Source organism: Streptococcus sp. P25B114 (genome assembly GCF_053010325.1).
Genome location: NZ_JBRKNW010000016.1, coordinates 26,922 through 47,491 on the forward strand (window position 1 = coordinate 26,922; position 20,570 = coordinate 47,491).

General features: G+C 44.6%; 19 protein-coding genes and 2 pseudogenes. 13 read left to right on the forward strand and 8 right to left on the reverse strand.

Annotated elements, in window-relative coordinates:
* Position 1: 1 nt before the first annotated feature.
* Complete coding sequence (locus tag ACVC7T_RS08405; protein WP_447262778.1) at positions 2 to 955, forward strand: ABC transporter permease; 954 nt, start codon at positions 2 to 4, stop codon at positions 953 to 955.
* A gap of 55 nt (positions 956 to 1,010) precedes the next feature.
* Entirely contained in the window at positions 1,011 to 1,544 is a 534-nt protein-coding gene (locus ACVC7T_RS08410) for a dihydrofolate reductase family protein (protein WP_394718056.1), read from the forward strand.
* Between the two features lie 32 nt (positions 1,545 to 1,576).
* Here the strand turns inward: ACVC7T_RS08410 and ACVC7T_RS08415 are convergent, their stop codons facing one another.
* Positions 1,577 to 2,560 carry an L-lactate dehydrogenase gene (locus ACVC7T_RS08415; RefSeq protein WP_105110897.1) on the reverse strand — a complete coding sequence of 328 codons (984 nt, stop codon included), beginning with the start codon at positions 2,558 to 2,560 and terminating at the stop codon, positions 1,577 to 1,579.
* Between the two features lie 192 nt (positions 2,561 to 2,752).
* Between ACVC7T_RS08415 and gyrA the strand changes: the two genes are divergently transcribed.
* From gyrA to radC, 3 genes are all read left to right on the forward strand, one after another.
* Positions 2,753 to 5,209, forward strand: coding sequence for a DNA gyrase subunit A (gyrA, locus tag ACVC7T_RS08420; protein ID WP_105161136.1), 2,457 nt, complete (start codon positions 2,753 to 2,755; stop codon positions 5,207 to 5,209).
* Positions 5,209 to 5,952, forward strand: coding sequence for a class A sortase (locus tag ACVC7T_RS08425; RefSeq protein WP_105110895.1), 744 nt, complete (start codon positions 5,209 to 5,211; stop codon positions 5,950 to 5,952). The genes gyrA and ACVC7T_RS08425 overlap by 1 nt, the downstream gene beginning before the upstream one ends.
* A 74-nt stretch (positions 5,953 to 6,026) precedes the next feature.
* Entirely contained in the window at positions 6,027 to 6,707 is a 681-nt protein-coding gene (radC, locus tag ACVC7T_RS08430) for a RadC family protein (RefSeq protein WP_105161137.1), read from the forward strand.
* A gap of 44 nt (positions 6,708 to 6,751) precedes the next feature.
* Here the strand turns inward: radC and ACVC7T_RS08435 are convergent, their stop codons facing one another.
* The 6 genes from ACVC7T_RS08435 to ACVC7T_RS08460 all read right to left on the reverse strand — a co-directional run bounded on the left by ACVC7T_RS08435 (position 6,752) and on the right by ACVC7T_RS08460 (position 10,943).
* Positions 6,752 to 7,393 carry a redox-sensing transcriptional repressor Rex gene (locus ACVC7T_RS08435; RefSeq protein WP_105161138.1) on the reverse strand — a complete coding sequence of 214 codons (642 nt, stop codon included), beginning with the start codon at positions 7,391 to 7,393 and terminating at the stop codon, positions 6,752 to 6,754.
* A gap of 211 nt (positions 7,394 to 7,604) precedes the next feature.
* Positions 7,605 to 7,805, reverse strand: a complete 201-nt coding sequence (locus ACVC7T_RS08440) for a DUF4649 family protein (RefSeq protein WP_105110631.1) — start codon at positions 7,803 to 7,805, stop codon at positions 7,605 to 7,607.
* Between the two features lies 1 nt (position 7,806).
* On the reverse strand, positions 7,807 to 8,151 hold the full coding sequence (locus ACVC7T_RS08445; protein ID WP_394731508.1) for a DUF1831 domain-containing protein: 345 nt from the start codon (positions 8,149 to 8,151) through the stop codon (positions 7,807 to 7,809).
* A gap of 1 nt (position 8,152) precedes the next feature.
* A complete protein-coding gene (locus tag ACVC7T_RS08450; protein WP_394731507.1) occupies positions 8,153 to 9,268 on the reverse strand; it encodes a cysteine desulfurase family protein in 1,116 nt (371 codons plus the stop codon).
* A 15-nt stretch (positions 9,269 to 9,283) separates the two neighbouring features.
* Positions 9,284 to 10,255, reverse strand: a complete 972-nt coding sequence (locus ACVC7T_RS08455; protein WP_105110634.1) for a ribose-phosphate diphosphokinase — start codon at positions 10,253 to 10,255, stop codon at positions 9,284 to 9,286.
* A gap of 112 nt (positions 10,256 to 10,367) precedes the next feature.
* Positions 10,368 to 10,943 carry a CYTH domain-containing protein gene (locus tag ACVC7T_RS08460; RefSeq protein WP_447262779.1) on the reverse strand — a complete coding sequence of 192 codons (576 nt, stop codon included), beginning with the start codon at positions 10,941 to 10,943 and terminating at the stop codon, positions 10,368 to 10,370.
* 81 nt (positions 10,944 to 11,024) lie between these two features.
* Between ACVC7T_RS08460 and ACVC7T_RS08465 the strand changes: the two genes are divergently transcribed.
* The 8 genes and pseudogenes from ACVC7T_RS08465 to ACVC7T_RS08500 form a co-directional block, all read left to right on the forward strand.
* On the forward strand, positions 11,025 to 11,696 hold the full coding sequence (locus tag ACVC7T_RS08465; protein WP_105161140.1) for a GTP pyrophosphokinase: 672 nt from the start codon (positions 11,025 to 11,027) through the stop codon (positions 11,694 to 11,696).
* Positions 11,680 to 12,498 carry an NAD kinase gene (locus tag ACVC7T_RS08470; RefSeq protein WP_105110661.1) on the forward strand — a complete coding sequence of 273 codons (819 nt, stop codon included), beginning with the start codon at positions 11,680 to 11,682 and terminating at the stop codon, positions 12,496 to 12,498. Before ACVC7T_RS08465 ends, ACVC7T_RS08470 begins: the two co-directional genes overlap by 17 nt.
* The gene (locus ACVC7T_RS08475; RefSeq protein WP_447262780.1) at positions 12,498 to 13,391 is read left to right on the forward strand and encodes an RluA family pseudouridine synthase; all 894 of its coding nucleotides are present in this window, start codon (positions 12,498 to 12,500) and stop codon (positions 13,389 to 13,391) included. The genes ACVC7T_RS08470 and ACVC7T_RS08475 overlap by 1 nt, the downstream gene beginning before the upstream one ends.
* Positions 13,392 to 13,411: 20 nt before the next feature.
* The gene (gene pta, locus ACVC7T_RS08480) at positions 13,412 to 14,398 is read left to right on the forward strand and encodes a phosphate acetyltransferase (protein ID WP_125265836.1); all 987 of its coding nucleotides are present in this window, start codon (positions 13,412 to 13,414) and stop codon (positions 14,396 to 14,398) included.
* 4 nt (positions 14,399 to 14,402) lie between these two features.
* Positions 14,403 to 16,139 (forward strand): ABC transporter ATP-binding protein, encoded by a 1,737-nt coding sequence (locus ACVC7T_RS08485; RefSeq protein WP_447262781.1) that lies wholly within the window; start codon positions 14,403 to 14,405, stop codon positions 16,137 to 16,139.
* Positions 16,108 to 17,856: an ABC transporter ATP-binding protein gene (locus ACVC7T_RS08490; protein ID WP_447262783.1), complete on the forward strand. Its 1,749-nt coding sequence runs from the start codon at positions 16,108 to 16,110 to the stop codon at positions 17,854 to 17,856. Before ACVC7T_RS08485 ends, ACVC7T_RS08490 begins: the two co-directional genes overlap by 32 nt.
* Positions 17,857 to 17,929: 73 nt before the next feature.
* On the forward strand, positions 17,930 to 19,081 hold the full coding sequence (mutY, locus tag ACVC7T_RS08495; RefSeq protein WP_447262782.1) for an A/G-specific adenine glycosylase: 1,152 nt from the start codon (positions 17,930 to 17,932) through the stop codon (positions 19,079 to 19,081).
* Positions 19,082 to 19,581: 500 nt separating this feature from the next.
* Positions 19,582 to 19,924 (forward strand): annotated as a pseudogene (locus ACVC7T_RS08500) (transposase); the annotation flags it as partial.
* A 4-nt stretch (positions 19,925 to 19,928) separates the two neighbouring features.
* Here the strand turns inward: ACVC7T_RS08500 and ACVC7T_RS08505 are convergent.
* Positions 19,929 to 20,441: pseudogene (locus tag ACVC7T_RS08505) on the reverse strand (helix-turn-helix domain-containing protein); the annotation flags it as partial.
* Positions 20,442 to 20,570: the final 129 nt, after the last annotated feature.

Here is a 20,570-nt window from a genome sequence, read left to right on the forward strand (position 1 = left end):
GATGAACTTGACTATTTTAACGCTACTCATTTCGCAAATGCTGATTTATTCAGCGCCATTGATTTTCACCAGTCTAGGTGGTGTGTTCTCTGAGCGTGGTGGTATTGTCAACGTCGGTCTGGAAGGGATCATGGTTATTGGTGCCTTTGCTGGAGTTGTCTTCAATATTGAATTTGCTGAGACCTTTGGTAAAGCTACCCCACTATTAGCAGTGATTGTTGGTGGTTTGGCTGGAGTTATCTTTGCAGCAATCCATGCCATGGCGACCATTAACTTCCGCGCGGACCACGTCGTGTCAGGTACGGTACTCAACCTCTTAGCACCAGCTCTCGGTGTCTTCCTGGTTAAGGTTATTTACAATAAAGGTCAGACAGATAGTATTCGTCAATCATTTGGTAAATTCTCTTTCCCAGTGTTGGCAGATATTCCGGTCTTGGGGGACCTCCTCTTCAAGAACACCAGTTTGATGGGCTATGTCGCGATTGCAACAGCCTTCCTATCTTGGTTTGTCCTGTATAAAACGAAATTCGGTTTGCGTCTCCGTTCAGTTGGTGAGCACCCACAAGCGGCTGATACACTGGGGATTAACGTTTATGCTATGCGTTACGCGGGTGTATTGATTGCCGGTTTCCTTGGCGGTGTTGGAGGAGCAGTAAGTGCTCAATCGGTAAACATCAATTTTTCAGCGACAACCATCGTTGGTTCAGGTTTCATTGCCCTGGCCGCTGTTATCTTTGGTAAATGGAATCCGCTTGGTGCTATGTTAGCCAGTCTCTTCTTTGGTTTGTCACAAAGTTTGGCGGTTATCGGTAGCCAGTTGCCAGGCTTGAAAGATATTCCGACCGTTTACCTACAAATTGCACCTTACTTGATTACCGTTATTGCCCTATCTGCCTTCTTTGGTAAAGCTGTGGCACCAAAAGCCGATGGTATCAACTATATCAAATCAAAATAGCTATACAAAGAACCCTCAGTATTTGTTGAGGGTTCTGCCTTTTGAAAGGAGATTTATGCGTCGGTTAGTATTAAATATTGCCATGAGTTTAGACGGCTACATCGCCAGAACGGATGGTTCTTACGATTGGATACAAGGGCATAGAACAACTGACTATGATACGAGCCTGCAGTTTGATAATGAAGCTTTTTTCAAATCGTGTGATACGGTTATTATGGGCAGAAAATCACTAGAAGATTGTCCTCTGGAAATGATTGCCGGATATGAGGAGAAGGAGTTTATCATTGCTAGTCGCCATCAACAGCCCAGCTATGACAATGTCCGCTTTGTTTCAAATATTGTTGATGTAATCAAAAAGTTGAAAGGAGAAGATGGTTCAGATATCTGGTTGTTTGGTGGCGCTCAACTCGTTCAAATTTGTCTTAAGGAAAGATTGATTGATCATTTTATTATCGGGATTATACCAACTATTTTAGGAAATGGCATTCGTCTCTTTGATTTTTTAGCAGAAGAGCAGACATTGACTTTGGTCGAATCAACTGTGACAGATGGCATCGCCATGCTCCGCTATGATGTGCGAGATAAATAAAAGATGAGCTAAATCAACTCATCTTTTTTATCTTAGTTTTTGATTGCAGCTGCGATTTCAGGGTTAGCAAATGCGTCGTCCATGATATCTTTCAACTGTTTTGCAGAAGCTTGCATTTTTTGCAATTCAGCTTCGTTCAATGGGATGTTTACTGGACGAACGATACCATGTGCGCCGATGATAGCTGGTTGACCGATGAAGACATCTTCAACACCTTCGTATTGACCAGCTTGGTAAACTGACAATGGAAGTACAGCATTTTCATCATCAAAGATTGCTTTAGTGATACGGGCAAGGGCAACACCGATACCGTAGTAAGTAGCACCTTTTTTATTGATGATTGAGTAAGCAGCATCACGAACGGATACAAACAAGTCAACAAGACCTTGCTCATCGATATCGCGGTTGTCTTGCAACCAGTCGTACAATTTCACACCAGCAACGTTAGCGTGTGACCACACAGCGAACTCAGAGTCACCGTGCTCACCCATGATGTAGGCGTGGACGGAACGAGCGTCGATACCAATCTTATCAGCCAATGCTTGACGGAAACGAGCTGAGTCAAGTGAAGTACCTGAACCGATAACGCGCTCTTTAGGGAAGCCTGAGAATTTCCAAGTTGAGTAAGTCAAGATATCAACTGGGTTAGCAGCGACGAGGAAGATACCGTCGAAACCAGACTTAACGATTTCAGAAACGATTTGTTGGTTGATACGGAGGTTTTTCTCTACCAATTCAAGGCGAGTTTCACCTGGTTTTTGTGGCAAACCTGCTGTCAAGACAACAAGGTCAGCATCGTGAGCATCAGAGTACTCAGCAGAATAAATTTTCTTTGGTGAAGTGAAGGCCAAAGCGTGGCTCAAATCTTCCGCGTCACCTTGTGTACGGTCCTTATTGATATCAATGATACCCAATTCTTGACCAATACCTTGGTTGACAAGGGCATAAGCATAAGCTGAACCTACGGCACCATCACCGACAAGGATCACTTTTTTGTGTTGTTTAGTTGCAGTCATCTTCTAAACATCTCCTTAGTTTTATTTAGGGGGCATGTTGTCCCCTGACCACATTCCATTCTAGCACTTTTCCTGTGGTTTGTCACTTGGAAATAGGGACTTGAAAATGTTTACATAGCAATTCCCAAGTCAGAAAAGAGCCCCAGAATATGGTATAATAGTAGTAAGAATGCAGTTGAAATGAGGCATAGAATGCAAGATAAAAACTTAGTGACGGTGAATCTGACCAACGAAATGAAAAGCTCATTCATTGACTATGCGATGAGTGTCATTGTTTCTCGTGCACTGCCAGATGTGCGTGACGGTCTTAAGCCGGTTCATCGCCGTATTTTGTATGGAATGAATGAATTGGGAATCACTCCTGACAAGCCCCATAAGAAATCTGCCCGTATCACGGGTGATGTTATGGGTAAATACCATCCGCATGGGGATGCTGCCATCTATGAGGCCATGGTCCGTATGGCCCAGTGGTGGAGCTATCGTCACATGCTGGTTGATGGTCACGGGAACTTTGGTTCCATGGACGGGGACGGTGCCGCTGCCCAGCGTTACACTGAAGCTCGGATGAGCAAGATTGCGCTAGAAATGCTGCGCGATATTAACAAAAATACCGTTAATTTCGCGGACAACTATGATTCCAGCGAGCGTGAGCCAGAGGTATTGCCAGCACGATTCCCCAACCTTTTGGTCAACGGGACGACAGGTATCGCCGTTGGTATGGCGACCAATATTCCGCCGCATAATCTGGGTGAAACCATTGACGCGGTCAAGCTGGTTATGGACAATCCAGAAGTCACCACTCGTGAAATTATGGAGGTTTTACCGGGGCCTGACTTTCCAACGGGAGCCCTGGTTATGGGTAAATCAGGTATTCACCGTGCTTACGAGACTGGTAAGGGATCGATTACCCTGCGCTCGCGCACGGAGATTGAAGAATATGGCAATGGCCGTGAGCGGATTGTCGTAACGGAATTTCCTTATATGGTCAATAAATCCAAGGTTCAAGAACATATCGTTCGCTTGGTGCAGGAAAAACGGATTGATGGTATTACCGCGGTCCGTGATGAGTCCAACCGTGAGGGTGTTCGATTCGTCATTGAGGTGCGTCGTGATGCCTCTGCCAACGTGATTTTGAACAATCTCTTCAAGCAGACCCAGCTCCAAACCAACTTTAGTTTCAACATGTTGGCTATTCAAAATGGTGTTCCGAAAATCCTTTCTGTTCGTCAGATTTTGGAATCCTATATCGAGCATCAAAAAGAAGTAGTAACCCGTCGGACCCAGTTTGACAAGGAGAAGGCTGAGGCACGTGCCCATATTTTAGAAGGCTTGCTGATTGCGCTGGATCATATTGACGAGGTTATTCGTATCATCCGCAATTCGGAAACGGATGCTATTGCCCAAGCAGAATTGATGGCCAAATTCAATCTTTCAGAGCGTCAGAGCCAGGCTATTCTGGATATGCGTCTCCGTCGTCTGACAGGATTGGAACGTGATAAGATTCAGTCTGAATATGATGAATTGATAGCTTTGATTGCTGATTTGGCGGATATTTTGGCCAAGCCAGAGCGTGTGATTCTCATCATCAAGGAAGAGCTGGACGAAGTGAAGCGCAAGTATGCGGATGAACGTCGGACAGAATTGATGGTCGGTGAGGTCTTGTCACTAGAAGACGAGGACTTGATTGAAGAGGCAGATGTCTTGATTACCTTGTCAAACCAGGGCTATATCAAGCGTTTGGCCCAGGATGAATTCCACGCTCAGAAACGTGGTGGACGCGGTGTTCAGGGGACAGGTGTCAAGGACGACGACTTTGTCCGTGAACTGGTGTCAACCAGCACCCATGACCGTCTGCTCTTCTTTACCAACAAAGGCCGTGTTTACCGTCTGAAAGGTTACGAAATTCCTGAATACGGTCGGACCGCCAAGGGCTTGCCAGTGGTCAATCTCCTCAAACTGGAGGAAAATGAGTCCATCCAGACCATTATCAATGTGACCAAGGAGCAGGAAGATGGCCATTATCTCTTCTTTGCGACTCGTCAGGGGATTGTCAAACGTACCAGCGTGTCCGAATTTGGCAATATCCGTCAAAATGGTCTCAAGGCTCTGAATTTGAAAGAAGATGATGAACTCATCAATGTTTTCTTGACAGATGGTCAGGCAGACGTCATTATGGGAACCAAGTTTGGCTATAGTGTACGCTTTACGGAGACAGCTGTCCGCGGTATGAGCCGTATTGCAACGGGTGTCAAAGGGATTACCCTGCGAGACGGTGACCAGGTGGTCGGAGCGACCATGATTTCCGATGACCAGGAAGTTCTGGTGCTATCCGAGAAGGGCTTTGGCAAACGGACGCCTGCGAGTGAGTATCCGACAAAAGGTCGTGGTGGTAAGGGAATTATCACCATGAAAGTGGCAGAAAAGAATGGTCCATTGGCTGGATTGATTACGGTGTCAGGTACTGAGGACATCATGGTGATTACAGATACAGGTGTCATTATTCGGACCAGCGTTGCCAATATTTCGCAAACAGGTCGTTCGACTATGGGTGTCAAGGTAATGAAACTGGATCAGGAAGCGAAAATCATGACCTTTGCACTGGTTGATGCCGCAGAAGGCGAAGAAAATACGGAAGAAGAGGATAAGTAATGACAAAGGATAAGAAAAGGAAAGCAAGACGGGGGTCATGGTTGAGAAATCTTGCAGTGGGTCTCCTAATGCTCATCTCGCTAGCCTTGATTTTCAACACATCTATCCGCAATATGATGATTGCCTGGAACAGTAATAAGTATCAGGTAACCAAAGTATCCAAGGAAGAAATTGCTAGCAATAAAGAGGTGGACACTACATTTGATTTTGCTCAAGTAGAATCTATCTCTACGGAAGCAGTTATGAAGGCCCAGTGGGAAGCGCAGCAGCTGCCAGTTATTGGAGGGATTGCTATCCCAGATTTGAAGATTAACTTGCCAATTTTTAAAGGTCTTTCAAACGTTGCCCTCATGTATGGAGCGGGCACCATGAAAGAAACGCAAGAAATGGGTAAAGGCAACTATTCGCTAGCCAGCCACCATATTTTTGGTATGGCTGGAGCCAGTGAAACTCTCTTTTCTCCTCTTGAAAATGCCAAAGAGGGGATGAAGATTTATTTGACTGACAAGGAAAACGTCTATGTTTATAATGTGAAAAGTGTTCAGTCAGTGACGCCTGATAGTGTCTATGTCATCGATGATGTTGAAGGGCAAAATGAGATTACGCTGGTTACCTGTGAAGACTTGGCTGCCACCATGCGGACCATTGTTAAGGGCGACTTAGAAGAAGTGATTCCTTATGACCAGGCTGATGGTGAAACACTCAAATACTTTGAACAAACATATAATCAGGTTCAACTATAAATTGATTTGTCAAAAGGGTAGAATTTCTATCCTTTTTTCAATTTTTTTACGAACAGATAGGTGAGGAGGATTTTATGTATCAAATTGATTTTAAGGAAGAAGCACTGATGCCCCGTGAACGCTTGTTAGAATTGGGGCCGGAACGCCTGAGTAACCAGGAACTCCTGGCTATTTTCATCCGTACGGGTACAAAAAAGGAGCCGGTTTCTATCTTGTCCAACAATCTACACAATCAGCTGGAAAATCTGGCGGCTCTAAGGGATTTGTCTATTGAGGAATTGCAGAGCTTGACTGGGATTGGTCGGGTCAAGGCGATTGAGATAAAGGCCATGATTGAGCTTGGTAAGCGCATCAATCAGTCTGAGATTTTGCTCAACGATCGTATTTTGGGTAGTGAAAAACTGGGGCGTAAAATGATTCAGGAGATTGGACAGCAGAAGCAGGAGCATCTGGTCGCCATCTATCTCAACACTCAGAATCAGGTCATCCACCAAAAAACAGTCTTTATCGGCAGTGTCAATCGCAGTATTGCAGAGCCCAGGGAGATTTTGCACTATGCAGTCAAGTGTATGGCGACCTCGATTATCATCGTTCACAATCATCCGTCAGGCTCTGTACAGCCGAGTAAAAACGATTTGCTCTTTACTGAAAATTTGAAGAATTCTTGTGAGACTTTGGGTCTGGTTCTCTTGGATCATCTGATTGTCGGGCAGAAGGACTATTATTCTTTCAGGGAAGAGAGTGAATTATTTTAGTATCAAAAAACAGGGCTAGTCGAAACTAACCCTGTTTTGCTCTCTTATTCGCCTTTTCTCATAAAATACAGGAGTGTTTGCAGTTCGCTGGTCAAATCCACATATTGGACAACCACATCTTTTGGTACAGAGAGGTTAACTGGTGAGAAGCTGAGGATTCCTTTGACACCGGACTCAACTAGCACATCAGCTACTTCCTGGGCTTTAACACTTGGGACGGTCAAGATGGCAGTTTGTGAATCAGCTTCGGCAATCCGTTCCTTCAATTCAGAAATGGCATAGATTGGAATAGATTCATCAACTGTGCCCACAGCTGGATTATCATCTGCTTCAAAAGCCATAACAATCTTCATTTTGTTTCGCTCGTGGAACTTATAGTGGAGTAGGGCACGTCCCATGTTACCAACCCCTATGAGCATAACGTTGGTGATGGAATTGTCATTTAAAATTTCAGCAAAAAATTCCATCAATTTTTGGACGTCATAGCCAAAACCACGGCGACCTAGTTCACCGAAATAAGAAAAATCACGGCGGACAGTTGCAGAGTCAATTCCGATAGCTTCTGCAATATCTTTTGAGCTAGCCTTTTCAATATTGCTAGCGTGGAATCGCTTGAAAATGCGGTAATATAAGGAAAGTCGCTTGGCCGTGGCCCGGGGGATGTCAGTGTTTTTAATGTTCTTCACTCTTTTCTCCTTCTAGCTGTAGGACACCGGTTACTGGTCAAATAGATTTCACAATCTTTTGTAAATCGTATCAAAACTTTGCAAGGGATTGCAAAATCGATAACATCACTATCAGCTTGTTTGTTAGTTCACTTCTTTCTTATATTTTAGTCTATGTTTGTGAAAAAATCAACAGATTGATTTGAAAAAAAGACCAAACAACTTGGTCTTTCTATAGGGTTTGAAAATAGCGATAGAGATCTCCGACGGTGCCTTGGAAGTCAAGAGCTTGTCCGTCCTTGAGAATGCGGGTAACAGGGTAATAATCTGGTAGGGTGACACAGCCTGCAAAGGCCAATTTAGCCTCATCCAGATTATCAAATTGTTGAACTCGTTCTAGTTTGTAGGCATCAGTGTAGTAGATTTCAATCATCTTAGGCCTCTTTTGTAAATATATCTCGGTCGACCAGGCTATCCATGAGGAAGTAGAATTTTTCCTGAATAACTGGATTGCTGCCTGGTTTAAAAATGTTAATCAAACGAAGACCAGACTTGTCTGTGATGTTGATTTTGAAACCAGTCAAATCTTGGTTGATGATAATTTTCAAGAGGAAACCTTGCCCAGAATTGGGAACTTCTTCTAGTAGGCGTTCCAGCTGATAGTGACCAGCCTTGGTTTGCTCAAAGGTATTGTCACGCAGGGTGTATTTTTTGATACCCGAGCTGATATGATAGGTAAACTTACAATCTTTTAAGCGTACAGTTTTTTCAAATGCCATTTTATCCTCCTATTATCTTGTGTAATTCAGTGATGAGTGCATCAATATCAGCAGTCGTATTGCTTTCTGAGAAACTGATGCGGATGGATTCTTTCAGTCGTGGAGAATCTTTTCCATACATAGCCTCAAGGACATGACTGTTTTGTACAACACCTGCTGTGCAGGCAGAACCACTTGAAACTGCGATTCCGGCTAGATCTAGGCGCATGAGTACCTGCTCATTGAGTTGACCAGGAAAGCCAAGATTGATGATATGAGGAAGGTAGTCGCCAGTTTGATTGATGTAGTAGTCGGTGTCGGCCAGGTGGTGGATGAGGTGTTCTTTTAGGGAAGTGATGTATTGAAAATCTTGGTCCCTTTTAGCAGTTTGCTCTTTGAGGGCTGTGGCCATCGCTGCAATGGCAGGGAGGTTTTCTGTTCCTGCACGATGTTGATTTTCTTGCTTACCGCCATGTATGAGTGCATCAAATTTAGGCAATCTTGAATAGAGGAAACCAATACCTTTTGGGCCATGAAATTTATGGGCAGCAGCAGATAGGAAATCAATCCCCAGTTCTTCAGGCTGGACAGGCAATTTTCCCATGACCTGTACTGCATCAACATGGAAAACTGCCTGGTGGTCTGCTAGTAACTGTCCAATTTCTTGTATAGGGAGCAGTTGGCCAGTTTCATTATTGGCAAACATGGTGCTGACCAGAATGGTGTCTGGTCTAAGTGCATCTTTGATCTGCTGGGCTGTGATGATTTGGTCGATTGGCTGGATATAGGTCACTTCAAAGCCAAAGCGTTCCTCCAGATACTGCATGGTATGGAGGACTGCATGGTGTTCAATGGCAGTAGTGATAAGGTGTTTGCCCTTGTCTTGATGGGCCAGAGCATAGCCTTGAATGGCTAAATTATTGGCCTCAGAGCCTCCAGATGTGAAGATTAAGTTATCAGGACGGACCGACAAGATATCAGCTATATCCTGTCGTGCCTGTCTGAGAACCTGATTAGCCTTGCGACCAGCACCGTGGATGCTAGACGGATTGCCATAGATGTCTGCAGCGACTTCCGTCATCCGTTCTAGGGCAGCCGGTGACAGGGCAGTCGTAGCTGCATTATCTAAATAAATCAAGTGTAACTCCTAGTTTTATTTAAGTGGGCTGTTAAATTTGAAAAGTGGGCTCAATGGCTGGTGTTCTTGAATGCGGTGGATAGCGTCAGCAATCAAGTCGCTAGCCGTAATGAAAGCAATATTATTAGGATGTTGTTCCTTGCTGGCTACAGAGTCTGTGACCAAAATTTCCTTGATAGGAGAGTTGTCCAAGAGTTCCGCAGCAGTCCCAGCGAAAAGTCCATGACTGGCAACGGCGTAAATTTCAGTTGCGCCACCGTCTTGAACAATTTTAGATGCTTGAGAGAAAGTGCGGCCTGTATTTAGAATATCGTCGACCAGGATGGCTTTCTTCCCAGCAACATCACCGATGATATAGCCTTCGGCACGTTCCGAATCGTCTTGGGCGTAGTCAATGATAGCAATCGGTGCATTCAAAAATTCTGCGATGTTACGAGCGCGCTTGATTCCTGAATTTTTGGGACTAACGATGACCACATCGTCGTTGCAGAGGCCTTTTTCCATGTAGTAGGACGCAAAGAGTGGCTCTGTCAGGAGATTATCCACTGGAATATCAAAGAAACCTTGAATCTGTGATGCGTGGAGGTCCAGGGTCAGAACGCGGTCGACACCGGCTTTTACCAACATATTTGCTACTAGTTTAGCAGTGATTGGTTCGCGTGGAGAGGCTGTGCGGTCTTGACGAGCGTAGCCAAAATACGGCATGACAGCGGTAATGGTGTTGGCAGAGGCACGCTTACAAGCGTCAATCATAATCAAGAGTTCCCACAAGTGATTGTTGACTGGGTAGCTAGTTGATTGGATGATATAGACATCAACACCACGGACTGATTCCTCAATGTTAATCTGGATTTCACCGTCAGAAAATTGACGTGAAGACATTTTTCCAAGAGGAATACCGGCTGATTCTGCAATTTTTTCAGCGATATCACGGTTACTGTTGAGCGAGAATAATTTAATGTTATGTTCACCAAGTGGTTGTACCATTTTGACTAACTCCTTTTTATAACCCTACTTTTTCATAAAAGCAATGAAACATAGATAGATTTATTTTACCAAAAAAACGGACAATTTTCAGTAGTAAAGTCAAAAATCAGCCTTATTGGGCTGATTTTATCTGGGCTGCGGTGCGGGCGACCTTGCTGCTGGCGTATTTGAATTGGATGGATTGTTTTTTTAGGTAGTCGTCAAAGAGGATTTTGCCTTCTTCGGCATCGGCTACTTCAACCTCTAGTTCATAATCAAGAAAGCCGGCATAGTCATTTTCATCCAGGGCCATGAGACCGATAGAGGTCTCTTTTTCATAGCGTTTGGTGGTCAAGCTACCCCAGACGGCTAGGTTATCAAGAGGGACATCGGTGGCTGAAATGATGTCAGTAATCTGTCCTTTTGGCAGTTGAAAATTGGTCAGCAATTGTCGTGCAGTATCGATGTCTAGAGCTTGATTGTATTCCTGATTGCCAATCTCCTGGGGAATTTTTAGGGTCAGCTCTGCCATGTCCTCAAAGGTCCGAATACGGAGGGAAAATCGGTTACTTTTCATATCTAAATCCGGCGTGTCTATGTAGTGATTGGTCTGCATGACAGGCTGGATATCTGCGAAATCGGGTAGCAGTCGAAGATATTCAGATTTGGTTAATAATGTTTTGTACTCAATTTCCAGATGGTTTTTCATACTGTAAACCCCTTTCATATGGTATAATAATCTTTGTGTTATTCTAATACAATTTATAGGATTTGACAAGAAAGGAGCCGTATGGAGTTTAATTGGGAAGAATTTTTAGACCCCTATATTCAGACTGTCGGGGAGTTGAAAATTAAGCTGCGTGGTATTCGAAAGCAGTACCGCAAGTTTAACCGCCATTCTCCCATTGAATTTGTGACGGGGCGGGTCAAGCCTATCGAGTCTATTCAGGAAAAGATGGTTCTGCGGCATATCAAGCTGGAAAATCTGGCCCAGGACATGCAGGACATTGCCGGTCTGAGGATCATGGTCCAGTTTGTGGATGACATTGAGGAGGTCTTGGCTATTTTGCGCAAGCGCAAGGACATGCAGATTGTCCATGAGCGGGACTATATCAAGTACATGAAAGCATCGGGCTATCGTTCCTATCATGTGGTCGTTGAGTATCCGGTGGATACGATCAATGGCAGCAAGACCGTCCTAGCAGAAATCCAGATTCGAACACTTTCTATGAACTTTTGGGCGACTATTGAACATTCGCTTAATTACAAGTATAAGGGAAATTTCCCTGAGGAAATCAAGAAACGGCTGGAAATTACAGCCAAGATTGCCTACGAACTAGACGAGGAGATGCGTAAAATCCGCAACGACATTCAGGAGGCTCAGGCTCTTTTTGACCCTGCCCACCGCAAGTTGAATGACGGTGTCGGAAATAGTGATGATTCAGATGAAGAATACAGATAGAAAAAAAATCGCTCTGCTCGCCAGCCGAAATCCCAAGAGTGAGGCGGTGTCCAAGGAACTTTGGACCAAGCTCAAAGAGGCGAATTTTATCCTGACACCCAAGAATCCAGATATTGTCATTTCTATTGGTGGAGATGGCATGCTCCTGTCGGCCTTTCATAAGTATGAGAAACTCATCGATAGGGTCCGCTTTGTCGGTATTCATACGGGGCATCTGGGTTTTTACACGGATTATCGGGATTTTGAAGTGGACAAGCTAGTAGAGAATTTGAAGTTGGACAGGGGAGCTCGTGTTTCCTATCCCATTCTTAATGTCAAGGTCAAACTCAATGATGGCCGGGTAATCACGGCGCGCGCCCTCAATGAGGCGACTATCAAGCGCCTGACCAAGACCATGGTGGCTGATATTATCATCAACCATGTTCCCTTCGAGCGTTTTCGTGGGGATGGCATATCGGTATCGACACCGACTGGCTCAACGGCCTACAATAAGTCGCTGGGGGGCGCTGTCCTTCATCCGACTATTGAGGCTCTGCAGATTGCAGAAGTGGCCAGTCTGAACAATCGGGTCTACCGGACGCTGGGGTCATCAGTCGTAGTACCGAAAAAGGACAAGATTGTTATCGAGCCCCAGCATGATGACCGCTATTCTATTGCAGTGGACAATAAGACCTATGTCTACGACAATATTAAGAGCATTGAATACCAGATTGACAATAGTAAAATCCATTTTGTCGCATCGCCCAGCCATACTAGCTTTTGGAATCGGGTCAAAGATGCCTTTATCGGCGAGGTGGAGTAATGCGGTTTGAATTTATAGCCGACCAGCACACCAAAATCAAGACCTTCCTGAAGAAACACGGGGTGTCCAAGGGATTGCTGGCTAAAATCAAGTACACTGGTGGTGCTATTTTGGTTAACGACCAGCCACAGAATGCTACTTACTTGCTTGATATTGGCGATAGAGTTACAATTGATATACCAGCTGAAGCGGATTTGACAGGTAGTTTGGAACCTATTTCCTTTCCCCTGGATATTGTCTACGAGGATGACCATTTTTTAGCTATCAATAAGCCAGTTGGCTATGCCTCCATTCCTAGCAGTCTTCATTCGTCGACCATTGCCAACTTTATCAAGGGGTACTTGGTCGAGCAGGACTATGAAAACAAGCAGGTTCACATAGTGACTCGTCTGGATAGAGATACGTCTGGGGTCATGCTCTTTGCCAAGCACGGCTATGCCCATGCTAGATTGGACAAGCAATTGCAGGCAAAACTTATCCATAAACGCTACTATGCTCTGGTCAAGGGTGAGGGGAAGCTGGATGCAGAAGGGGAGATTATCGCTCCTATCGGCAGACCGGCTGATAGCATCATTACTCGAATTGTGACCAAGGAGGGCAAGTATGCCCACACTTCTTATAGAGTTGTGCAATCATGGGGAGATATTCATTTGGTAGACATTCAGTTGCACACTGGTCGAACACACCAGATTCGTGTCCATTTTTCCCACATTGGATTTCCTTTGCTTGGGGATGATATGTATGGTGGCAGTTTAGAATGTGGTATTCAACGTCAGGCCTTGCATTGTCACAATTTGGCTTTTGACAATCCTTTCTCAGCCCAAAGGATTGACTTGGAAGCTCCACTTCCAGACGATTTTCAGGCTGTTATTACATCGTTAACTAATAAATAATATTTAAAAGGAGAATTTAAATGGAAATTCGGAATTTATTTGGTGAAATGAAGCAAAAAATTGTAGGTAAAAAACTACGTATTGTTTTCCCAGAAGGTACAGATGAGCGCGTCGTGCGTGCAGCAGCTCGTTTGAAATTTGAAGGTTTGGTAGAGCCTATTATCCTTGGTGTGCCGGAAGATGTTCATACTTTGTTGACAGACTTTGGTTTCTCAAACCCTGGGATCACAGTTATTGATCCTAACAATTACGCAAACTTCGATGCCATGAAGCATGAATTTGTTACTCTTCGTAAAGGTAAAGTTGACGAAGAACAGGCCGATGAAATTTTGCGTGATGTCAACTACTTTGGTGTAATGTTGGTGCAAATGGGATTAGCAGAAGGGATGGTTTCTGGTGCGATCCACTCAACAGCAGATACTGTACGTCCTGCCCTTCAAATTATTAAAACTAAGCCAGGTGTTAAGCGTACTTCAGGTGTCTTCTTGATGGTTAAAGACCAGCACAAGTTTGTCTTTGGTGACTGTGCAATCAACATTGAACCAGATGCAGAAACATTGGCTGAGATTGCAATCCAATCAGCAGAAACGGCTAAGACATTTGGAATCGATCCAAAAGTGGCTATGATTTCATACTCAACAAAAGGGTCAGGTTCAGGTCCACGTGTTGATAAGGTAGTGGAAGCAACTCGCTTGGCTCAGGAACTTCGTCCAGATCTATTGATTGATGGAGAATTGCAGATGGATGCTGCCCTGGTTCCAGATACAGCTCGTTTGAAAGCACCTGGAAGTCCAGTAGCAGGTCAAGCCAATGTCTTTGTCTTCCCGGCTATTGAAGCAGGAAACATTACTTACAAGGTTGTAGAGCGTCTTGGTGGTTATGAGGCGGTTGGCCCAGTTTTACAAGGTTTGAATAAACCAGTAAATGACCTGTCTCGCGGTTGTAGTTCAGAAGACGTCTACAAACTTGGTATTATCACAGCAGCTCAGGCTGTAGACGCTTTATAAGCTTATGACATTTATCCTACGATATGTCAGGGATTACCTGAAAGAAGTTACGCTGGCTCCTCTCTTCAAACTGTTGGAGGCCTGCTTTGAACTCCTTGTTCCCTTGGCTATTGCCCATATCGTTGATACAATTATTCCACATGGCAATCAGGGAGACCTGGTTGCTATGCTTTTACTCCTGACAGGGTTGGCAATTGTGGGAGTTCTAGTATCTATTTTAGGGCAATATTATTCAGCCAAGGCAGCAGTTGGGGTGACCAAGCAGTTGACAGAGGACCTGTTTGAAAAAGTCTTATCTTTGCCGCAAGCTAGTCAGGATACTTTGTCCCGCTCATCAATTTTTACGCGCTTGACCAGTGATACCTTGCAGATTCAAGCAGGAATCAATATTTTCTTGCGCCTGTTTCTACGGGCTCCGATTGTGGTCTTTGGTGCTCTCTTCATGGCCTTCTATATCAGTCCTAGCCTTTCTCTCTATTTTCTGGGGATGATTGCTGTTTTGCTGGTGATTGTGGCAGGCATTACGGTGGCTGTCAGTCGCTATCTCTTATCGATTCGTAGAGATTTGGATAGCTTGGTAGGGCAGGTGCGTGAAACGGTTACGGGCTGGCGGGTCATTCGTGCCTTTGGCCAGGTAGCGAGAGAAGTTGCTCAATTTCAAGCCCTCAATCTGGCCTATAAAAATAGACAGTTACAGGCTGGTTACTGGTCTAGCCTGCTGTCGCCACTGACTTTTCTGGTGGTTAATGCGACCTTGATGATTTTGATTTGGCAGGGAAATCTAGCCATTTCTAACAATCTGCTAGAGCAAGGGATGCTGATTGCCCTAATCAATTATCTCTTGCAAATCTTGGCGGAGCTGGTCAAGATGGTCATGGTTGTCTCATCTATCAACCAGTCTTATATCGCTGGTCAACGGATTCAGGAAATTTTCAAGCAAGAATCCGAAGACCTGGAAGGTACTCTGCCAGTCCTGCAAGCCAATGACCCAGCTGATGTTTTTGCACTATACAAGCTGGATTTTGCCTATCCCAATGCTGCTGAACAGGCCCTATCAGGAATTTCTATTCAGATAAAGAAAGGTCAGCTTATCGGCATCATCGGTGGTACGGGTGCTGGTAAGACGACCTTGGTCAATCTCTTACAGGCCTTTTATCCGATGCCAGCTAATCAATTGATGTACTTTATTGATGGAAAGAGTCCTGTGAATCTCAAAACCTGGCGGGCTAATTGTGCCACCGTTGCCCAGCAGGCCCAGCTCTTTGCTGGAACAGTCCGCTCAAATCTTACCTTGGGACTGGCTGATAGTTCCGAAGAACGCATTTGGTGGGCCCTGAAGATTGCTCAGGCGGATGGATTTGTGGCAGAAAAGGGCGGTTTGGATAGTCCTGTAGCAGCCTTTGGGAAGAATTTTTCCGGTGGACAACGGCAACGGCTGACCATTGCGCGTGCTCTCTTGAAAGAAGCACCTGTTTTGATTTTGGATGATGCGACGTCGGCCCTGGACTATCTGACAGAGAGCCGTCTTTTGCAGGCTATCAAGGAGGAATTGCCTGACCAAACCTTGATTATGGTGTCTCAACGGACCAATAGCCTGAAGACTGCGGATCAGATTTTGGTGCTGGACCAGGGACAGCAGGTGGGGCTAGGTCGCCATCAAGACTTGCTAGAAAGCTCTGCTATTTACCGTGAAATTGACCAATCCCAGCATGGAGAGGAGGGCAGCCATGAAGAAAACTAGTCTGCATCAATTGACGGGACTGGTCCTAAAACAGCCCATTCGTCTGACTCTGCTCTTGCTGGCGACACTGGCTCAGGTCCTTCTGACCGTCTATCTTCCTATCCTTATCGGTCGGGCAGTCGACGCGGTCTTGGTAGCAGATAGCCAGGTCTTGCTGGAGATTCTGCTGCAGATGTTTGTCGTCATTCTGGCCAATGGCCTGGTCCAGTGGTATCTGCCCTTGGTCACCAATCGCCTGGTCTATGATATGGTGGCAGACTTGCGGGAGCAGGTCTATGTCAAATTGCACCAGTTGCCCCTTTCCTATCTGGATAGGCAGTCAACGGGGGACTTGGTTGCACGATTTTCCAGTGATAGTGAACAGCTGACTAACGGTCTTTTGATGGTCTTCAACCAGTTTTTCACTGGAATTTTGACCATTCTCTTGACCATTTTTACCATGGCAGGTTTGGATCTTGTCATGATGCTTTTGGTTGTTGCCTTGACCCCGCTGTCTCTTTTTGTGGCGCGTTTTATTGCCAAGAAGAGCTATACTTACTACAGTCGCCAGACCCAGGCGCGTGGGCAGCAAGCTCAGCTCTTAGAGGAGACCATTAGCCAGCTCAGTCTGGTGCAGGCCTTCAATGCCCAAGACCAGTTTAAGAAGCAGTTCCAGCAGGTCAATGGCGACTACGCTCATTATTTGCAGAAGGCAATATTTGCTTCGTCTACGGTTAATCCGACTACCCGATTTGTCAATGCCTTGATTTATGCGCTTTTGACAGGTCTTGGAGCACTTCGCATCATGCAGGGGACCTTTACAGTCGGCTCTCTGACCACCTTTCTCAACTATGCCAGCCAGTACAGCAAGCCTTTTAACGATATTTCTTCTGTCCTATCGGAATTGCAGAGCGCTTTAGCTTGTGCAGACAGGCTCTTTGCCCTTGTTAATCTAGCTAGCGAAGAGGATAGGGCAGAGCGGACAATTGACTCGGATCAGTTGCAGGGGGCTATTTCCTTTGAAAATGTATCTTTCTCTTATCAGCCTGAAAAATCGCTCATTGAGGACCTGACGATTGATGTTACCTCTGGTCAAAAGGTGGCTATTGTTGGTCCGACTGGCGCAGGGAAATCGACCATGATTAATCTGCTCATGCGTTTTTACGATGTTAATACTGGCCAGATTGTCCTGGACGGTGTGCCTATTTCCCAATACAGCCGAGAGGATTTGCGGCGGCAGATTGGCATGGTTCTCCAAGAAACCTGGATAAAATCAGGAACTATCCATGAAAATATTGCCTATGGATATCCTCATGCGACTAGGGAATGGGTTATCGAGGTGGCCAAGGCAGCCAATGCGGATTTCTTTATTCGTCAATTGCCCCAAGGTTATGATACTGTCCTGACAGATGGTGGCGCCTCTCTATCACAGGGTCAACGGCAATTGCTGTCGATTGCGCGCGTTTTTGTCAAAATCCCTAAAATCTTAATTTTGGATGAGGCGACCTCGTCGATTGACACACGGACGGAGTTATTGGTTCAAGAAGCCTTTGCCAAATTGATGCAGGGACGGACCAGCTTTATCATTGCCCATCGCCTATCAACCATCCAATCAGCTGACTTGATTTTGGTCATGGTAGATGGAAAAATTGTCGAACAAGGCAATCATAGGGAATTGATGGATGCGCAAGGTTTTTATTACCAGATGCAGATGAGCCAGCAGGCTGCTGAACAGTAGGTAAGCAACATTTCATACTACAGACAGGGAGTTAGTCACAGCTAGCTCCCTGTCTTTGTGCTATACTAGAATTATGTTAGATTTGAAAGAATATGGAATTGACATGTGGTCAGAAGAGAAGATTGTCGCCTTTCGCAAGGCTCTTCTTGATTGGTATGATGAGCACAAACGAGACCTGCCTTGGCGACGAACATCGGATCCCTACGCCATTTGGGTGTCGGAGATTATGTTGCAACAGACGCGTGTGGATACGGTTATTCCTTACTATGAGCGCTTTCTCCACCATCTGCCGACCATCAGAGACTTGGCAGAGGCACCGGAAGAAGTCATTCTCAAATTGTGGGAAGGGTTGGGCTATTATTCTCGTGTCCGCAATATGCAAAAAGCGGCCCAAGATATGGTTGAACGGTTCGATGGTTCCTTTCCCAAGACACACGCAGAAATTTCCAGTCTAAAAGGCATTGGTCCCTACACAGCTGGTGCTATTTCTAGCATTGCCTTCGGTTTGCCGGAGCCTGCGGTAGACGGCAACGTCATGCGCGTGCTCAGCCGTTTGTTTGAAGTGGATTATGACATTGGTCTCCCTGCGAATCGCAAGATTTTTCAAGCCATGATGGACATCTTGATTGACCCAGCTAGACCGGGAGACTTTAACCAAGCCCTGATGGATTTGGGTTCAGATATTGAGGCACCTGCCAATCCACGGCCAGAAGAAAGTCCCGTGAAGGACTTTAGTGCTGCCTATCTCAATGGCACAATGGACAAATATCCTATCAAGGTACCCAAGAAAAAGCCTGTCCCAGTCGCCTATCAAGGCTTTCTCATTCGCAATCAGGATAATCAATTTCTCCTTGAGAAAAATACCGACGCTGGACTCTTATCAGGATTTTGGTCTTTTCCGCTTTTGGAAAAAGGGGCTATCCAAGCCAAACAAGTTTCCTTGTTTGAAGTGGCAGAAGAGCCGGAGCAGCCTGATATGAAGCTGCGCTTTACAGAAGAATATGGTCTGACTATTGACTGGCAGGAGCAAGAATTTGAGATCGTTCAGCATATTTTCAGCCACCGCAAATGGCAGATTGAGTTGATAGAAGGAGTAGCGAGTCAGTCGGATTTACCAGCTAATCGTGAATTAAAATGGGTTTCGGTTGAAGATTTCCATACCTATCCCTTTGCCAAGCCACAGCAGAAAATGTGGGATGAATTTAACAAAAATTTTAAAAAATAAGTTTGTTTTTTGCACACAATTATTTGAATTTATTTTGAAAAAGTGTTATATTAACATTGTAGATAGAAAGATGATTTCATTTATTCTTTAGCAAACTAGCTATTGCCCCCTAAGGCAGTAACTAGAGGAAGGTCTGCTTCAGTTTCACCCATCTATTTATGATATTCTTTATTCACAACCTTATTTTCATTGGCTTGCTGCCCGTTCAAACTTGGGAAATACCGACCTGGTATTTCCAGAGAAGATCGTCAGTCATTGATTGATTTTCGGATATTATATTTAGAACACTGTAAAAAATAAAGCAATCTCCACACTTTAGACAATTGAAAATTAATAGAAAATGGGTAGCAATCGAAGCATATTAGTTTTTAATCATTAACTTCTGGAGTCGGACCTTCCTGATAATAACCACTAACCGAGTTTCAAACGAAGCTCGGTTTTTGAGTTTTTAGGTTCTTCCAACCACAAGTCATTGATTGGGTTAGTGACCGAGCAGAAGCGGTTGTGATAGTGATTGGATGAATGAATTTCTACACCAATTGTCAGAAGCTTATCAGATGCTACATTATTCTAGTCATGGACAATGCCATCTGGCATAAATCTCAGACATTGAATATCCCTGAGAATATAGAATTTACCTTTATTCCACCTTACACACCAGAGATGAACCCTATTGAGCAAGTCTGGGCCGAAATCCGCAAACGTGGTTTCAAGAATAAGATATTTAGAAGCTTGAATGAGGTTATTGATAAACTTCAAGAGGTTATTCAAAACCTATCTCCTTCTCAACTCAAATCAATTGTACGTAGAGATTGGAGTTTGGCTATTTTTGATTTTAGTTGAGTATAAATATGTCCATAGTGATGACTTTAACACGATTTCTAGCTTGTCTGGAATAGCGCAGGAAGTGATTTCTGATTGTGGCTTGTGTGCGTCCGTCAAGGATTGTAATGACCTTTAGCAAGTCAAAATCCTGAGCAATGAAACTCATTTTTCCTTTCTTGAAACTAGCTCAAACCGTATATCCCCAGACTGTTTGACTCCCAGCTCATATTTTCAGGAAGCAAATCCCAATCGGTTTTAAATTGGAACTCATTTAGCTTACGAATGACAGTTGAGGTAGAGAGAGGGCAAGACGCTTAGCGATGTCGGTCATAGACTGTTTTTCAATGAGAGGTTGAGCTATTTTCTGGTGAACAATGGTTGAGATTTGGTGGTTTTTCTAGATCAGAGAGGTTTCTGCGACAGCCATTTTTCCGCAATTTTTACAGCGGAAACGGCGCTTTCTCAAGCGGATAAGCAGAGGGTATCCAGCAGATTCTAAGTAGGGAGTTTTAGAGGTTTTCTGGAAATCGTATTTAGTGTACCTTTGTCAATGATGTGAGACCAAAAAGGTGATTTTGAAGTTATCCATTTGTTAAGCTTTACTAGGAGCTAGCTTCTAGTAAAGCTTTTCTGATATCGATAGGAGATTTCCAGCCTAAAGTTT

Bases quoted from the DNA above. Each gene is read 5' to 3' on its own strand.
- mutY (WP_447262782.1), top strand. From the start codon at position 17,930: ATGTTAGATTTGAAAGAATATGGAATTGACATGTGGTCAGAAGAGAAG.
- ACVC7T_RS08460 (WP_447262779.1), bottom strand. From the start codon at position 10,943: ATGAAAAACCATCTGGAAATTGAGTACAAAACATTATTAACCAAATCT.
- ACVC7T_RS08485 (WP_447262781.1), top strand. From the start codon at position 14,403: ATGACATTTATCCTACGATATGTCAGGGATTACCTGAAAGAAGTTACG.
- radC (WP_105161137.1), top strand. From the start codon at position 6,027: ATGTATCAAATTGATTTTAAGGAAGAAGCACTGATGCCCCGTGAACGC.
- ACVC7T_RS08410 (WP_394718056.1), top strand. From the start codon at position 1,011: ATGCGTCGGTTAGTATTAAATATTGCCATGAGTTTAGACGGCTACATC.
- pta (WP_125265836.1), top strand. From the start codon at position 13,412: ATGGAAATTCGGAATTTATTTGGTGAAATGAAGCAAAAAATTGTAGGT.
- ACVC7T_RS08445 (WP_394731508.1), bottom strand. From the start codon at position 8,151: ATGGCATTTGAAAAAACTGTACGCTTAAAAGATTGTAAGTTTACCTAT.
- ACVC7T_RS08465 (WP_105161140.1), top strand. From the start codon at position 11,025: ATGGAGTTTAATTGGGAAGAATTTTTAGACCCCTATATTCAGACTGTC.
- ACVC7T_RS08425 (WP_105110895.1), top strand. From the start codon at position 5,209: ATGACAAAGGATAAGAAAAGGAAAGCAAGACGGGGGTCATGGTTGAGA.
- gyrA (WP_105161136.1), top strand. From the start codon at position 2,753: ATGCAAGATAAAAACTTAGTGACGGTGAATCTGACCAACGAAATGAAA.
- ACVC7T_RS08415 (WP_105110897.1), bottom strand. From the start codon at position 2,560: ATGACTGCAACTAAACAACACAAAAAAGTGATCCTTGTCGGTGATGGT.
- ACVC7T_RS08470 (WP_105110661.1), top strand. From the start codon at position 11,680: ATGAAGAATACAGATAGAAAAAAAATCGCTCTGCTCGCCAGCCGAAAT.
- ACVC7T_RS08475 (WP_447262780.1), top strand. From the start codon at position 12,498: ATGCGGTTTGAATTTATAGCCGACCAGCACACCAAAATCAAGACCTTC.
- ACVC7T_RS08455 (WP_105110634.1), bottom strand. From the start codon at position 10,255: ATGGTACAACCACTTGGTGAACATAACATTAAATTATTCTCGCTCAAC.
- ACVC7T_RS08440 (WP_105110631.1), bottom strand. From the start codon at position 7,805: ATGATTGAAATCTACTACACTGATGCCTACAAACTAGAACGAGTTCAA.
- ACVC7T_RS08405 (WP_447262778.1), top strand. From the start codon at position 2: ATGAACTTGACTATTTTAACGCTACTCATTTCGCAAATGCTGATTTAT.
- ACVC7T_RS08490 (WP_447262783.1), top strand. From the start codon at position 16,108: ATGGAGAGGAGGGCAGCCATGAAGAAAACTAGTCTGCATCAATTGACG.